The sequence below is a fragment of the Amycolatopsis sp. CA-161197 genome, assembly GCF_050942255.1.
Lineage (GTDB): Bacteria > Actinomycetota > Actinomycetes > Mycobacteriales > Pseudonocardiaceae > Amycolatopsis.
In genome coordinates this window covers 3,354,791-3,368,620 of sequence record NZ_CP192059.1, presented here as the reverse complement: position 1 = coordinate 3,368,620, position 13,830 = coordinate 3,354,791, and the positions used below count along the sequence as shown (strand labels likewise).

Genomic DNA, 13,830 nt, shown 5'->3' with positions numbered 1-13,830 from the left:
CGGGAACGCGACGGGCAGTCAACGCGCCGTGCGTTCCCCGGCCCCCGCCGTGCGCGAACCGGCTTTTCCCGGACAGCGCGGCGCGGTTATCCCTTGCCGCGCAAGGTGTCCGACGGCCCACAGCCGTAGAGGCGCCGGTGCTCGGCACTGAACCGCCCCGCGTTGCCGAAGCCCCATCGCGCCGCGACGGACGCCACCGTCGTCTCCTCCGGCGACCGCTCGCGCAGCTCGGCGTGCGCCCGGCGCAACCGCGTCTCCCGCAGGTACGCCACGGGCGACGGCCGGCCCGCGCGGCTGAACGCGGCCTGCAACCCGCGCACGCTCAGCCGCGCGGCGGCCGCGATCTCGAGCAACCCGATGTCCTCGCCGGCATTCAGCTCGATGAACGCCTCGGCCCGCCGCACGGCCGCCGGCGCCACCGGGCCGGCCGGCTCGGCCTCCGGTTCGCCGAACGTGCTCGGGTACGCCTCCAGCAGCGCGGTCGCCGCGAGCCGGAACAGCTGCGCGGCGAGCAGCGGGCTGTTCGCCATCCCGTCGTCCGACCGCGTTTCCTCCAGCAGCAGCCGGGTCACGGTGTCCCAGCGGCGCGCGGCGGCGGCCGACGCGGGCGCGCCGAGCGCGAACCGGACCGGCCGCGGTTCGTCCCACCCGCGCAGCTCGGCCGCGATCCGTTCGAGCCCGTCGCGGTCCAGCACGGTGTTGAGCACCTCGGCGCTGTCGTACCACCGCAGCTGGTACGAGCCGTACGCGTCCATCACGAGCGCGCCCGGCCCGGCGCCGACCAGCCCTTCCACGGTCGAGCGGACGGCGAAGCGGCCCTTGAGCGGACGCGTGACGAGCACGAAGTCGTCGAAGGGCACCGGGTCCACGCGCACCTCGGGCCCGCCGTACACGAGGTCGAACAGCCGCACCTTGGCGAACCCGCGCGAGCTCTGCCGGCAGACGAACCCGCGTGCGCCGCCGACGAGGTCGAGCCGGTGCGGGCAGTAGACGTCGCTGAGCCGCGACCGAGCCTCGTCCGGATCGCGCGTGTCGACCTCGGGTTTCACGACCGCACCCATGGCCCGGCCCCCTTCGGCCGCTCTAGCGTCTTCCTGACGATCGTAAATTGTATTACAGTGGCGTTCTCTTGACGGCCGCCACGGGAAATGAGGTCAGCCGTGCAGCTCACGCCCAGTGCCCACTCGGATACGTTCTGCCGGGACAACTTGCCTCCCTTCGACCAGTGGCCGCACCTGCTCTTCGAGCTTCCCGAACTGCACTACCCCGATCGGCTCAACGCCGCAACCCGCCTGCTCGACGGCGCGGTCGCGCAGTGGGGCCCCGACCGGCCCGCGGTGCTCTCGCCGACGAGCAGCTGGACCTACGGCGAACTCCTCGCGCGCGCCAACCAGATCGCGGGCACGCTGGTGAGCCTCGGCGTGGTGCCGGGCAACCGTGTGCTGCTGCGCGGACCGAACACACCGTGGCTCGCCGCGTGCTGGCTCGGCGTGCTCAAGGCCGGCGCGGTCGCCGTGACCACGATGCCGATGCTGCGCACGCACGAGCTGACCAAGATCGTCGACGCGTCCTCCCCTGCGCTCGCGCTGGCCGACCACCGCTACACCGAGGACCTGCTGCCGTTCGCCCTGCCGCTGCTCGCCTTCGGCGGCGACTCCCCCGACGACCTGGCGGCCCGCTGCGCGACGCGGCCCCCGACGTTCGCCGACGTCGAGACGGCCGCCGACGACGTCGCGATCCTGGCCTTCACCTCCGGCACCACCGGGCGGCCCAAGGCCACCATGCACTTCCACCGCGACCTCATCGCCATCGCGGACACGTTCTCGCGCCACCTCGTGAAGCCCGAGCCGACCGACCTGTTCACGGGCACGCCGCCGCTCGCGTTCACGTTCGGCCTCGGCGGGCTGCTCGTTTTCCCGCTGCACGCGGGCGCGGCCACGCTGCTGGTCGAACGCGCGACCCCGGCGGAGCTGGCCGACCTCGCGACGGCCCACGGCGTCACGGTGCTGTTCACCGCGCCCACGGCCTACCGCGCGATCCTCGCCTCCGACCGAAGAGCCTCGCTGTCGGCGCTGCGCCGCGCGGTCTCGGCGGGCGAGGCGCTGCCGGAGAGCGTGGCCGTCGACTTCCACGAGGCCACCGGCCGCTGGCTCATCGACGGCATCGGCAGCACGGAAATGCTGCACGTGTTCATCTCCGCCGCCGACGAGGAAACCCGCCCGGGCTCCACCGGCCGGGTCGTGCCGGGGTTCCGCGCGCGCATCGTGGACGACGAGGGCCGCCCGGTGCCCGACGGCACGCCCGGCCGGCTCGCCGTGCAGGGCCCCACGGGCTGCCGCTACCTCGCCGACGACCGCCAGACCGTGTTCGTGGAGGACGGCTGGAACCTCACCGGCGACACGTATGTGCGCGACTCCGACGGCTACTTCCACTACCGCGCCCGCAGCGACGACATGATCGTGTCGTCGGGGTACAACATCGCGGGCCCCGAGGTCGAGGAAGTCCTCATGGCCCACCCCGACGTGCTGGAATGCGCCGTGGTCGCCGCGCCGGACGAGGCGCGCGGGTCGATCGTGGCGGCGTACGTGGTGCTGCGCGAAGGCGCGGACAGCAGTGCCGCGATGGTCAAGCAGCTGCAGGACTTCGCGAAATCCGTTGCGGCGCCGTACAAGTACCCGCGCCGGGTGGAGTTCGTGAGCGAACTGCCGCGCAACCCCAGCGGCAAGGTGCAACGGTTCCTCCTGCGCCGGCGGGCGGCCGGGCAGCCCGCCGAACCGCAGCCGGTCAACCCCTGAGCCGTCAGGCCGACCGGGCCGGGGCGAGATTCCACGCGAGGGTGACCACGGTGCCGTCGACACCGGGCGTGATGTCGGCGTGGTCGGCGCTCGCGCGCAGCAGCAGAAGCCCGCGGCCGCGCAGCGACACGGGATTCGGGTCGTCGACCGGCGCGCGCCAGTGCCCGTGGTCGGTGATCACGACCTCGACCCGGTCCGCCCGCACCACGGCTTCGAGGTCGAGCAGCCCCCGCCCGTCGCCGCCGTACGCGTGGTCGGCGACGTTGGCCAGCGCTTCGTAACTGGCGAGCACGATGTCCTGCGCCCGTTCCTCGGGCACGCCCGCCGCACGCACCCACGCCGTGAGCCGGTGGCGCAGCGCGCGCAGCGCACCCGGCTCGGCCACGACGTCGCGGCAGCTGAGCGGGGTCTGGCCCGGCCGCGTGTCCACGGGCGGGCTGTCTTCGGGCAGGGCCACGCTCACGCCTCCGTTCCCGAAGCGAGCGCCTCGTCGACGGTGGTGAACAGGCCGATCCACGTGTCGAGCCCGGTGCTGGTGAGCGGCCGCGTCGTGACGTGCGACGTCGAGACCACGCGCAGCCCCCGCTCCCCCAGCCGCTGGTGCGCCGCGGCCAGCACCTGCAGGCCGGCCGAGCTGAGGAAGGTGACCTGGCGCAGGTCGACCACGAGGGCCTCGGGACGCTCGTCGACCACCCCGGTCACGATCTCGTCGAGCTCGGGCGCGGTGACGAGGTCGATCTCGCCCGCGACGGTCACCACGGCGGCCCGCTCGTGCCACCGCACCGTGACCAGCAGGTCGCCGGATTCGGGCACATCCCGGGGAGAAGACGTCACGAGATCCCATCGTGCAGGATCGCCGCCGAGCGCGCCACTGCCGGTGCTCAGCGCGGCAGCTTCACGACGGTGACGAAGAAATCGTCGATCTGGCGCACGACCTCCACGAACCGGTCGAAGTCCACGGGCTTGGTCACGTACGCGTTGGCGTGCAGGTCGTAGCTGCGCAGGATGTCCTCCTCCGCCTCCGATGTCGTCAGCACCACGACCGGGATGCTGCGCAGCTCCGGCGTCGCCTTGACCTCGGCGAGCACCTCGCGCCCGTCTTTCCGGGGCAGGTTGAGGTCCAGCAGGATCAGGCCCGGGCGCGGCGCGTCGGCGTACTGGTCCTCGCGGCGCAGGAACTGCAGGGCCTCGACCCCGTCGGCCACCACGTAGAGCGCGTTGCGGATCTTGTGGTGCTCGAACGCCTCCTGCGTCATCAGCACGTCGCCGGGGTCGTCCTCGACGAGCAGGATGTCGATGGGGGCCATGGTTTCGGTCATGCGTCCTCGTTCCCGGTCCGGGTCTCGATCAGGGGCTCGGTGTGCCCGGTGTCCGCCGCGGGCTGGGGCGCGGCTTCGAGCACGGGCAGGGTGAAGCGGAAGCGGCTGCCTTCGGTCACGTCGGTGTCGAGCCAGATGCGCCCGCCGTGGAACTCCACGATCTTGCGGCACATCGCGAGCCCGATCCCGGTCCCACCGTAGGCCGACTTGCTGTGCAGCCGCTGGAAGATCACGAAGATCCGCTCGGCGTACTGCGCCTCGATGCCGATTCCGTTGTCCGACACGGAGAACAGCCACTCCTCGCCCTCGCGTTCCGCGCTCACGCGGACGACGGGCGGGGCTTCGCCGTGGAACTTCAGCGCGTTGTTGACCAGGTTCTGCAGCACGGCGGTGAGCAACGGCCCCTCGCCCCGCACCTCGGGCAGCTCGCCGCGCTCGATCCGCGCGCCGGTCTCCTCGATCACGGGCTCGAGGTTGCCGAGCGCGTCGTCGAGCAGCTTCCCGGTGTCCACCACGGTCATCTCTCCCGCGCGGCGGCCCACGCGGGAGAAGGACAGCAGGTCGTTGATGAGGTTCTGCATGCGCTTCGCGCCGTCGACGGCGAAGGCGATGTACTGCTCGCCGCGTTCGTCGAGCTGGCCCTTGTAGCGGCGTTCGAGCAGCTGGCAGAAGCTCGCCACCTTGCGCAGCGGCTCCTGCAGGTCGTGCGAGGCGACGTAGGCGAACTGCTCGAGGTCCGAATTGGACCGTTCGAGCTCCTGCGTGCGGGTGTCGAGCAGCTCGTGCGCGTGCTCCAGCTCGCTGACCTCGCCGACGATCCGCAGGCGCATCGCGTCGACGTCGGCGCCGAGCTCCACGAGCTCCCGCGGGCCGCTGCCGCGCACGGGCCGGTGGATGTCGTCGGCGTCGGACACCGCGCGGACCTCGGCGGCCAGCCGCATGATCGGCACCGTGATCACCCGGCGCAGCCAGATCCACAGCAGCACGAACAGGATCACCACGAGCCCGGCGATCACGAGCAGCAGCACGGTGAGCTGCGTGGCGGCACCGTTGAGGTCGGCCCGGCCGACGTCGCGCGCGGCGGACACGTGCGCGGAGAGCGTGTCGAGGGTGGCCCGGACCCGGTCGAACAACGCCTTGCCGGTGTCGGCCGCGCCGACACCGGGCGGCGGCGCGCCGGGAGCCGTCGGTGTGGTGACCGCCGCCTGCCACGCGCGAGCGGCACGCAGCACGGATTCGAGGTCGTCGCCGACCTGGGTACCGGGCAGGGCTCCGAGGCGGCGCAGCTCGCTCACGGCGGCGTCCTGCTGCGAGCGGCCGGCCAGGTAGGGGTCGAGGAACGAGCGCTGGCCGGTGAGCAGGAACCCGCGGACGCCGGTCTCCTGGTTGAGCAGTGCCTGCGAAAGCGCGTTGGCCTGCAGCAGCTGCGGGCCGCTCTGGTCGAGCAGGCGGCTGCGCGCGTCGTTGAGGTTGCCCACCGCGAGGACTCCGCCCGCGACGGCCGCCAGCAGGAGCACCGCCTCGACGACCCCGACCACCGAGACCCACCGGCGGATCGGCCAGTGCGGCTGCGCTCGCCCGGAGCCGCTCATCGCTGCTCCTCGGCCAGGTGCGTGAGCATGGTGAGGGCGACGTCGTCGTCGAGCGGTCCGGCGTTGAGCTCCTCGACGCGGGTGATGAGCCGGTCGAGCACCACGCCGTGATCGGTGTCCGGGCCGGCCTCGCGCAGGAGCGCGACGAGCAGGCGCGCCATCTCCTCGTGGCCGAGGCGCTCCGCGCCACCGCCGACGCGGCCTTCGAAGATGCCGTCGGTGTAGAGCACGAGCGACCAGCCGGGCTCGAGGGCGACGTCCAGCGGGTCCCAGCGCGCGTCCGGGACGACGCCGAGCGGCACGCCCAGCTTGTCGCCGGGCAGCAGGCGGCCGGTGCCGTCGCGGCTGATCAGCAGCGGGGGCGGGTGGCCGGCGAGGCTCATCCGCGCCGACCGGCGGTCGGGAGCGACGACGACCGTGCACAGCGTCGCGAACAGCGGGCGGATCCGCTCGTGCACGAGGACGCGCTCGACCGTCGCGAGCACGTCGGCCATCGGCATGCCGGCGAGCACCAGGGCGCGCCACGCGATGCGCAGCGCGACGCCGAGGGCGGCCTCGTCCGGGCCGTGGCCGCAGACGTCGCCGATCACCAGGTGCACCGTGCCGTCGGTGAGCTCCACGGCGTCGTAGAAGTCGCCGCCCAGCAGGGAGCCGTTGCGGCCCGGGCGGTACTTCGACGCCAGCTCCAGGTGCGGGTCGGCGAGCAGCGGGGTGGGCAGCAGGCCGCGTTCCAGGCGCGAGTTCTCGCTGGCCAGCAGCTGTTGCTGCAGCAACTGCTGCTCCACCTGCTCGGTGCGCTTGCGTTCCCACGCGTAGCGCAGCGCCTTGCCCAGCAGCGGGCCGTCGACCTGGTTCTTGCCGAGGTAGTCCTGGGCGCCCGCCGCGACGGCGGCGACCCCGGTGGTCTCGTCGTTCTGCCCGGTCAGCACCACCACGGCGGTGCCGGGCGCGTGCTGGCGCAGCCGCGTGAGCCCGGTGAGGCCCATGGCGTCGGGGAGCTGGAGGTCGAGCAGGATGCAGTCGGCCACGACCGGGCCCTTGAGCGCCTCGGCGAGCGTGCGCGCCCGGGCGAGGGTGGCCGGCACCGACGCGTCGGCCAGCATCTCCTCGACGATCAGGGCGTCGCCGTCGTCGTCTTCGATCAGGAGCACACGCAACCGCGAACCCGGCGCGGCCGGATCGGCTCTGGGGACGACCGGCGAGGCGTCCCGCTCCACTGTGTCAGACAGAACACTCAGCCTTTCGGGAAACGCGCCGACTCCGACCCCGCCCCGCCCACGGGGTCACGGCGACACGAAGGAGAGCCCTGGCGCGGACGAATCCACACCGGGGCTCGAAGGCTGCCTTTTCAACCTCCGCCCACCCTAGCCCGGCGGCATCGTGCGGCCTGTGCCGGACATGCCGGAGTGTCCCGCTACACGGTGAACCGGTCGGGGTCCGCGGCCTTCCAGTCGACGGCCCACTCCTCGGGCGGCTCGGCGAGCAGCTGCCCCGGCTCCAGCCACTCGTACAGCTCGGCGTAGGAGCGCACCACGTGCGGGTCGAGGCGGCGGCGCAGCTGGTGCGGCGCGAGGTCGGCCGGGTCGGACACGCCCATCGCGGCCATGATCTGCAGCGCCCCGGCGACGGTCGAGTGCTGGTAGCGCTGCACCCGCTGCGACTTGTCCCCGACGTCGAGCGCGCGCCCGCGCCGCGGGTCCTGCGTCGCGACGCCGACCGGGCACTTGTTGGTGTGGCAGCGCTGCGACTGGATGCACCCGACGGCGAACATCATCGCCCGCGCGGCGTTGGTGTAGTCGGCGCCTTGGATCAGCCGCTTCACGAGGTCGGCGCCCGTGGCGACCTTTCCGCTGGCGCCCAAGCGGATGCGGTCGCGCAGGCCGGTGCCGACGAGTGCGTTGTGGACGGTGATGAGGCCTTCGGTCAGCGGCGTGCCGAGGTGGTCGGCGAACTCCAGCGGCGCGGCGCCGGTGCCACCTTCGGAACCGTCGACGACGATGAAGTCGGGCGTGACGTTCTCGTCCGCCATCGCCTTGCACAGCGCCAGCACCTGCCGCCGAGAGCCCACGCACAGCTTGAAACCGGTGGGCTTGCCGCCCGAGAGCTCACGCATGCGCGCGACGAAGTGCACCAGCTCGCGCGGCGTGGAGAAGACGCGGTGGTACGGCGGGGAAATCACGGTCTGCCCGATCGGCACCTCACGCACCCGGGCGATCTCGGCGTTGACCTTCGACCCCGGCAGCACGCCGCCGATCCCGGGCTTCGCACCCTGGGAAAGCTTGAGCGACACGCACTTCACGTTGTCGTGCTGCGCTTTGTCGGCGAACACGGCCGGGTCGAAGTCGCCGTCGGAGGTGCGGCAGCCGAAGTAGCCGGTGCCGACCTCCCAGATCAGGTCTCCCCCGCCGCGCAGGTGGTACTCCGACAGGCCGCCCTCGCCCGTGTCGTGCGCGAACCCGCCGAGCGCGGCGCCCTTGCTGAGCGCGAGGATCGCGTTGGCGGACAGGCTGCCGAAACTCATCGCCGACACGTTCAGCAACGCCATGTCGTACGGCTTCGTGCAGTCCGGCCCGCCGATCCGCACGCGCGGCGGCGTCTCGACCTGCTTGACCGGCGCCATGGAGGGCACGAGGAACTCGTAGCCGTCGGCGTACACGTCGCGCTCGGTGCCGAACGGTTCCTCCGCGACGGTGCCCTTCGCGCGCTGGTAGACGATGTTGCGCACGTCGCGGTCGTACGGGCGCCCGTCGAAGTTGCGCTCGATGAAGTACTGCTGCAGCTCCGGACGGATCGCCTCCAGCAGGAACCGCGCGTGGCCTAGCACGGGGTAGTTGCGCAGCACCGAATGCTTGCGCTGCACCAAGTCGTACACCCCGACCACCGCCGGCACCAGCAGCGGCCCGGCGAGGAACCACCACCACGCGTTGCCGGCCGCCGACACCACAGCGCCCGCCGCGACCACCACGAGGAGCGCCACCGCCCCGAACCTCACCGCACTCAATCCACGCACGGGGGAAAAGGTAACCGCAGCACCGCCTTTGCGCAGGTCCGGGCTGCCTTTCCGGGCGCTGCGCCAGGTTGTTTCGTCCCGTTCGCGCCCGTTCGGACTACCGGAACCGGACACGGCCGACGCGGGGCACCCCGCGCCGGCCGTGGTTCCGGGTCAGTACGCGAGGTTCGGCCGCAGCCACCGCTCGACCTCGTCGAGGTCCAGGCCGCGCCGGCGCGCGTAGTCCTCGACCTGGTCGCGGCCGAGGCGTCCGACGGTGAAGTAGCGGGACTCGGGGTGCGCGAAGATCAGGCCGCTGACGGCGGCGGCCGGGGTCATCGCGTAGGACTCGGTGAGGCCGATGCCGAGCTCGCGGGCGCCGAGCAGGTCGAAGAGGTCCTTTTTCTCGCTGTGGTCGGGGCTCGCGGGGTAGCCCAGCGCCGGGCGGATGCCGCGGAAGCGTTCGGCGTGCAGGTCTTCCAGCTTCGGCTGCGCGTCGGGCTCGAACCAGCGGCGGCGGGCCTCCAGGTGGATGTACTCGGCGAACGCCTCGGCCAGGCGGTCGGCCAGGGCCTTGACCATGATGGCGCGGTAATCGTCGTGCTCGGCTTCGTAGTGGTGGGCCAGCTCCTCGGCGCCGTGGATGGCCACGGCGAAGCCGCCGAGGTGGTCGCCGGAAGGCGCGAGGTAGTCGGCCAGGCAGCGGTTGGCGCGGCCTTCGGGCTTCTTCGTCTGCTGGCGCAGCATGGGGAAACCGCGGCCCGCGTACTCGCCGTCCAGCAGGATGTCGTCGCCCTCGGCATGGGCGGGCCAGTAGCCGTACGCGCCGCGGGCGGTGAAGGAGCCGTTGGCGATGATCTCGTCGAGCAGCGCGGTCGCGTCGTCGAAGAGCTCGCGCGCGACGGGCTGCTCCAGGATCGCCGGGTACTTGCCCTTGAGCTCCCAGGCCAGGAACAGGAACTGCCAGTCGACCATCTCGCGCAGCTCGGCGATCGTCGGCTCGACCACGCGCACGCCGGTGAACTCCGGCACGGGCACGTCGTCGAACGACACCTCCTCGCGGTTCGCGCGGGCCTGCTCGACGGTGAGCAACGGCGTCGCGTGGCGGTTCTCGTGCTGCTCGCGCAGGCGCTGCTGCTCGGCGCGGTTGGCGGCGTCGAGCACGTCGGAACGGTCGGTGTCGAGCAGGTCGGACACCACGCCCACCACGCGCGACGCGTCGAGCACGTGCACGGTGGTGTGGTCGTAGACCGGCGCGATCTTCACCGCCGTGTGCTGCTTCGAGGTGGTGGCGCCGCCGATGAGCAGCGGCAGCTTCAGCCCGCGGCGCTGCATTTCCGTGGCCACGCTGACCATCTCGTCGAGCGAGGGCGTGATCAGCCCGGAAAGCCCGATCACGTCGGCGCTCTCGGCCACCGCCGTGTCCAGGATCTGCGCGGCCGGGACCATCACGCCGAGGTCGATCACCTCGTAGTTGTTGCAGCCCAGCACCACGCCGACGATGTTCTTGCCGATGTCGTGCACGTCGCCCTTCACCGTGGCGAGCACGACCTTGCCCTGGCCGCGGGAGGTGTCGATGCGGCCTTCGAGGCGCATCTTCTCCTTCTCCGCCTCCATGTACGGCTCGAGGTAGGCCACGGACCGCTTCATCACGCGGGCGCTCTTCACGACCTGCGGCAGGAACATCTTGCCGGAGCCGAACAGGTCGCCGACGATCTTCATGCCGTCCATCAGCGGGCCCTCGATCACCTCGAGCGGCCGGTCGAACTGCTGACGCGCCTCTTCGGTGTCGGCCTCGATGAAGTCGACGATGCCGTGCACGAGCGCGTGCGAGAGCCGTTCGGTGACCGGGCCTTCGCGCCACGACAGGTCCACGACGCGCTTGGTGCCGCTGCCCTTCACCGTGTCGGCGAACTCGACGAGCCGGTCGGTCGCGTCCTCGCGCCGGTCGAAGAGCACGTCCTCGACGAGCTCCAGCAGGTCCTTCGGGATGTCCTCGTAGACGGCGAGCTGGCCCGCGTTGACGATGCCCATGTCGAGCCCCGCGCGCACGGCGTGGAACAGGAACGCCGAGTGCATCGCCTCACGCACCACGTCGTTGCCGCGGAAGGAGAACGACAGGTTCGAGATGCCGCCGGACGTGTGCGCGCCGGGGCAGCGTTCCTTGATCTGCGGCAGGGCCTCGATGAAGGCCTTGGCGTAGCCGTTGTGCTCACTGATGCCGGTGGCGACGGCCAGCACGTTGGGGTCGAAGATGATGTCCTCGCCCGCGAACCCGGCCTGCTGCGTGAGCAGGTCGTAGGCGCGGGCGCAGATGTCCACCTTGCGCTGCGCGGTGTCGGCCTGGCCCTTCTCGTCGAAGGCCATCACCACGACCCCGGCGCCGTAGTCGCGGATGCGGCGGGCCTGCTCCAGGAACGGGCCTTCGCCCTCCTTGAGGCTGATGGAGTTGACCACGCCCTTGCCCTGCACGCACCGCAGGCCGGCTTCGAGCACGCTCCAGCGCGAGCTGTCGATCATCACCGGGATGCGCGCGACCTCGGGCTCGGTGGCGATGAGGTTGAGGAACGTGGTCATCGCCTGCTCGGACTCGAGCAGGTCGGCGTCCATGTTCACGTCGAGCAGGTTGGCGCCGCCGCGCACCTGCTCCAGCGCGACGTCGACCGCGGCCTGGTGGTTGTCGCCCTCGATGAGGCGGCGGAACTTCGCGGACCCGGTGACGTTGGTGCGCTCGCCGATCATCACGAAACCGGTGTCCTCGCCGATCGTGAACGGCTCCAGCCCGCTGAAGCGCGAGCGGTGCGCCGGCTCGGGCACCTCGCGCGGTGCCAGGCCCTGCACGGCTTCGGCGATCTTCGCGATGTGCGCGGGCGTGGTGCCGCAGCAGCCGCCGACGATGTTGACCATGCCCTCGCCCGCGAACTCGCCGAGCATGCCGCCGGTCTCGTCGGGCGTCTGGTCGTAGCCGCCGAACGCGTTGGGCAGGCCGGCGTTGGGGTGGCACGCGGTGTAGGTGCCCGCGATCTTCGCCAGCTCTTCGACGTGCGGGCGCATCTCGGCGGCACCGAGCGAACAGTTCACGCCGACGACCAGCGGTTCCGCGTGGGCGATGGAGCTCCAGAACGCCTCGACGGTCTGACCCGAGAGCGTGCGGCCCGACAGGTCCACGATCGTCACGGAGATCCACAGCGGCAGGTGCGGCGCGACCTCGCGCGCGGCCGTGATGGCGGCCTTGGCGTTGAGGGTGTCGAAGATCGTCTCGATGAGCAGCAGGTCGACACCGCCGTCGGCGAGCGCCTGGATCTGCTCGGCGTAGGAGGCCTTGACCTCCTCGAACGTCACCGCGCGGAACGCCGGGTCCTCGACGCGCGGCGAGAGGGACAGCGTGACGTTGAGCGGGCCGATCGAGCCGGCCACGAAGCGGCCGCCGAACTCGTCGGCCGCCTGGCGCGCCAGGGCGGCCGCGCGCAGGTTCATCTCGCGGACGTGGTCCTGGAGGCCGTAGTCGGCCTGGCCGATGCTGGTGGCCGTGAAGGTGTTGGTGGTCGTGATGTCCGCGCCCGCGGCCAGGTACTGGCGGTGGACGTCGAGGATCACGTCGGGCCGGGTGAGGTTCAGCAGGTCCGGGTCGCCGGTGACGTCCTTGGGGTGTCCCTCGAGCCACTCGTCGCGGTAGTCCTCGGGCGTCAGACCGGCGCCCTGCAGCATCGTGCCCCATGCGCCGTCCAGCACGGCAATGCGCTGGTCGAGCAAGTCTCGCAGCTGCTGGGTCATGCCACCTCCGTCGTAGTCACGGAGGCGCCCTTCGGTTCACGGTGGAGCCGGCCGAGCGTGGCGGACTCACGTGGTCCGTTGCAGCGCCTCTCGACCTCGGTAGTCGAGACTACCGGATCCCCTTGTTACAGGCAGCCACCGTTCACACTCCGGGACGGTCATTCCCCCGGCGGCGCACCCCGCCACTTCCACTCCGCCCGCCGTGACCTGCCCGGCAAGGCGATGCGGCCCGCGCACCACCGGAGACCGTCCCACGGATCGGACGCCGGCGCCTCGCCGGGGAACAGCCGCGCGACGACGTTCGCGCAGACCTCACGCGGCGGGTCGAGCCGGGTGCCCAGGCCGGTCGCCAGGTCCTCGCCGTGCAGCAGCAGCTCGGCGCAGCCCATGGCGGCGAAGCCGGCGGGATCGGCGTTCCCGGTCGGGTGGTAGGCGCGGGCGTCCTCCTTGCTCGCGCTCACGGCCGCTTGGAGCAGGCGGCCGCCGGTGAGGGCGAACTCCAGGAGTTCTTGTGGCGTGGCCCCTTCGTCGGCCTTGGCGAGGAACCGCACGTAGTGGTCCTGCGGCAGGCTGACCACCTGGGCCGCGTAGGACATCAGGACGTCCCCGACGTGCTCCGCGGTCTGGTGGCAGTCCCAGTCGAGCTTGCCGGCTCTGGCGGTCCAGTCCCGGGCGCCGGTGGGCCGGAGGGTGCTCTCGACGCTTTCCAGCGCCCGGCCGAGCTCGGCGGCGGTGACGGTCATGGGGCCATGGTGCCTCAGCCGGGGTTGAGCGCCTTGCGCAACCGGCCGAGCGCCCGGTGCTGCTGCACCCGGACCGCGCCGGCGGTGAGGCCCAGCGCCTCGGCGGTCTCTTCGGCGGACAGCCCGATGATGACGCGAAGGACGAGGATCTCACGCTGCCGGTCGGGCAGGACCCGCATGGGGTCGAGCGCCTCCCGCCGCGTTTCGCGCCCGACGTGGTCGACTTCTCCCCGCGCGAGGGCACACACCAAACCGAGCAACGAGCGCTCGGCACCGACCTGCGACGGCAACGCCCGCAGCACCGCCGCGCAGACTTCGTTCGCGGCACTGTCGGCGGCCGCGAAGGTGCCGTCCTGCCGCCCGATCCGCGCCCGGCAATACCGCACCGCGACGTGTCGTGCGGCCGACAGAACTTGTCGAACCGCCTCCCGGTCCCCCTTCGCCGCCGCCGCGACGATGTCCGCGCTCCCCGCGCGGAGGATGTTCGCCGACGTGGGGCCGGCCGGCTGCCGCAGTGCATCGCCGAACTCGCCGCCGGTGGCCCCGAGCCGGTCCGGCACGGGCGTCTGCTCCGTCATCCTGCTGTCGCTCCCCCTCCCCTGCGCAAGCCGTTCGACA

11 protein-coding genes are annotated in these 13,830 nt (G+C 71.9%); 1 reads left to right on the top strand and 10 read right to left on the bottom strand.

Annotated features, from left to right (window positions below):
• Positions 1-86: 86 nt before the first annotated feature.
• On the bottom strand, positions 87-1,061 hold the full coding sequence (locus ACQPXB_RS16090) for an AraC family transcriptional regulator (RefSeq protein ID WP_432852747.1): 975 nt from the start codon (positions 1,059-1,061) through the stop codon (positions 87-89).
• Positions 1,062-1,160: 99 nt separating this feature from the next.
• On the opposite strand from ACQPXB_RS16090, the gene ACQPXB_RS16085 reads away from it, so the two are divergent.
• Positions 1,161-2,795, top strand: a complete 1,635-nt coding sequence (locus tag ACQPXB_RS16085; protein WP_432852744.1) for an AMP-binding protein — start codon at positions 1,161-1,163, stop codon at positions 2,793-2,795.
• 4 nt (positions 2,796-2,799) lie between these two features.
• Here ACQPXB_RS16085 and ACQPXB_RS16080 read toward each other — a convergent pair whose 3' ends face one another.
• The 9 genes from ACQPXB_RS16080 to ACQPXB_RS16040 form a co-directional block, all read right to left on the bottom strand.
• Positions 2,800-3,258: an ATP-binding protein gene (locus ACQPXB_RS16080; protein WP_432852741.1), complete on the bottom strand. Its 459-nt coding sequence runs from the start codon at positions 3,256-3,258 to the stop codon at positions 2,800-2,802.
• Positions 3,255-3,629, bottom strand: a complete 375-nt coding sequence (locus ACQPXB_RS16075; RefSeq protein WP_386951896.1) for an STAS domain-containing protein — start codon at positions 3,627-3,629, stop codon at positions 3,255-3,257. The genes ACQPXB_RS16080 and ACQPXB_RS16075 overlap by 4 nt, the downstream gene beginning before the upstream one ends.
• A 47-nt stretch (positions 3,630-3,676) precedes the next feature.
• Positions 3,677-4,114 (bottom strand): response regulator, encoded by a 438-nt coding sequence (locus ACQPXB_RS16070; protein ID WP_285968600.1) that lies wholly within the window; start codon positions 4,112-4,114, stop codon positions 3,677-3,679.
• Positions 4,111-5,706, bottom strand: coding sequence for a sensor histidine kinase (locus ACQPXB_RS16065; RefSeq protein WP_366586317.1), 1,596 nt, complete (start codon positions 5,704-5,706; stop codon positions 4,111-4,113). The genes ACQPXB_RS16070 and ACQPXB_RS16065 overlap by 4 nt, the downstream gene beginning before the upstream one ends.
• The gene (locus ACQPXB_RS16060; RefSeq protein WP_386951892.1) at positions 5,703-6,863 is read right to left on the bottom strand and encodes a PP2C family protein-serine/threonine phosphatase; all 1,161 of its coding nucleotides are present in this window, start codon (positions 6,861-6,863) and stop codon (positions 5,703-5,705) included. Before ACQPXB_RS16060 ends, ACQPXB_RS16065 begins: the two co-directional genes overlap by 4 nt.
• Positions 6,864-7,120: 257 nt before the next feature.
• On the bottom strand, positions 7,121-8,683 hold the full coding sequence (locus ACQPXB_RS16055) for an FMN-binding glutamate synthase family protein (RefSeq protein WP_386951889.1): 1,563 nt from the start codon (positions 8,681-8,683) through the stop codon (positions 7,121-7,123).
• 186 nt (positions 8,684-8,869) lie between these two features.
• Positions 8,870-12,469, bottom strand: a complete 3,600-nt coding sequence (gene metH / locus ACQPXB_RS16050; protein WP_366586325.1) for a methionine synthase — start codon at positions 12,467-12,469, stop codon at positions 8,870-8,872.
• A 158-nt stretch (positions 12,470-12,627) separates the two neighbouring features.
• Positions 12,628-13,212: a hypothetical protein gene (locus ACQPXB_RS16045; protein ID WP_432852733.1), complete on the bottom strand. Its 585-nt coding sequence runs from the start codon at positions 13,210-13,212 to the stop codon at positions 12,628-12,630.
• 14 nt (positions 13,213-13,226) lie between these two features.
• Positions 13,227-13,790, bottom strand: a complete 564-nt coding sequence (locus ACQPXB_RS16040; protein ID WP_432852730.1) for a sigma factor-like helix-turn-helix DNA-binding protein — start codon at positions 13,788-13,790, stop codon at positions 13,227-13,229.
• Positions 13,791-13,830: the final 40 nt, after the last annotated feature.

Bases quoted from the DNA above. Each gene is read 5' to 3' on its own strand.
- ACQPXB_RS16090 (WP_432852747.1), bottom strand. From the start codon at position 1,061: ATGGGTGCGGTCGTGAAACCCGAGGTCGACACGCGCGATCCGGACGAG.
- ACQPXB_RS16070 (WP_285968600.1), bottom strand. From the start codon at position 4,114: ATGACCGAAACCATGGCCCCCATCGACATCCTGCTCGTCGAGGACGAC.
- ACQPXB_RS16065 (WP_366586317.1), bottom strand. From the start codon at position 5,706: ATGAGCGGCTCCGGGCGAGCGCAGCCGCACTGGCCGATCCGCCGGTGG.
- metH (WP_366586325.1), bottom strand. From the start codon at position 12,469: ATGACCCAGCAGCTGCGAGACTTGCTCGACCAGCGCATTGCCGTGCTG.
- ACQPXB_RS16045 (WP_432852733.1), bottom strand. From the start codon at position 13,212: ATGACCGTCACCGCCGCCGAGCTCGGCCGGGCGCTGGAAAGCGTCGAG.
- ACQPXB_RS16040 (WP_432852730.1), bottom strand. From the start codon at position 13,790: ATGACGGAGCAGACGCCCGTGCCGGACCGGCTCGGGGCCACCGGCGGC.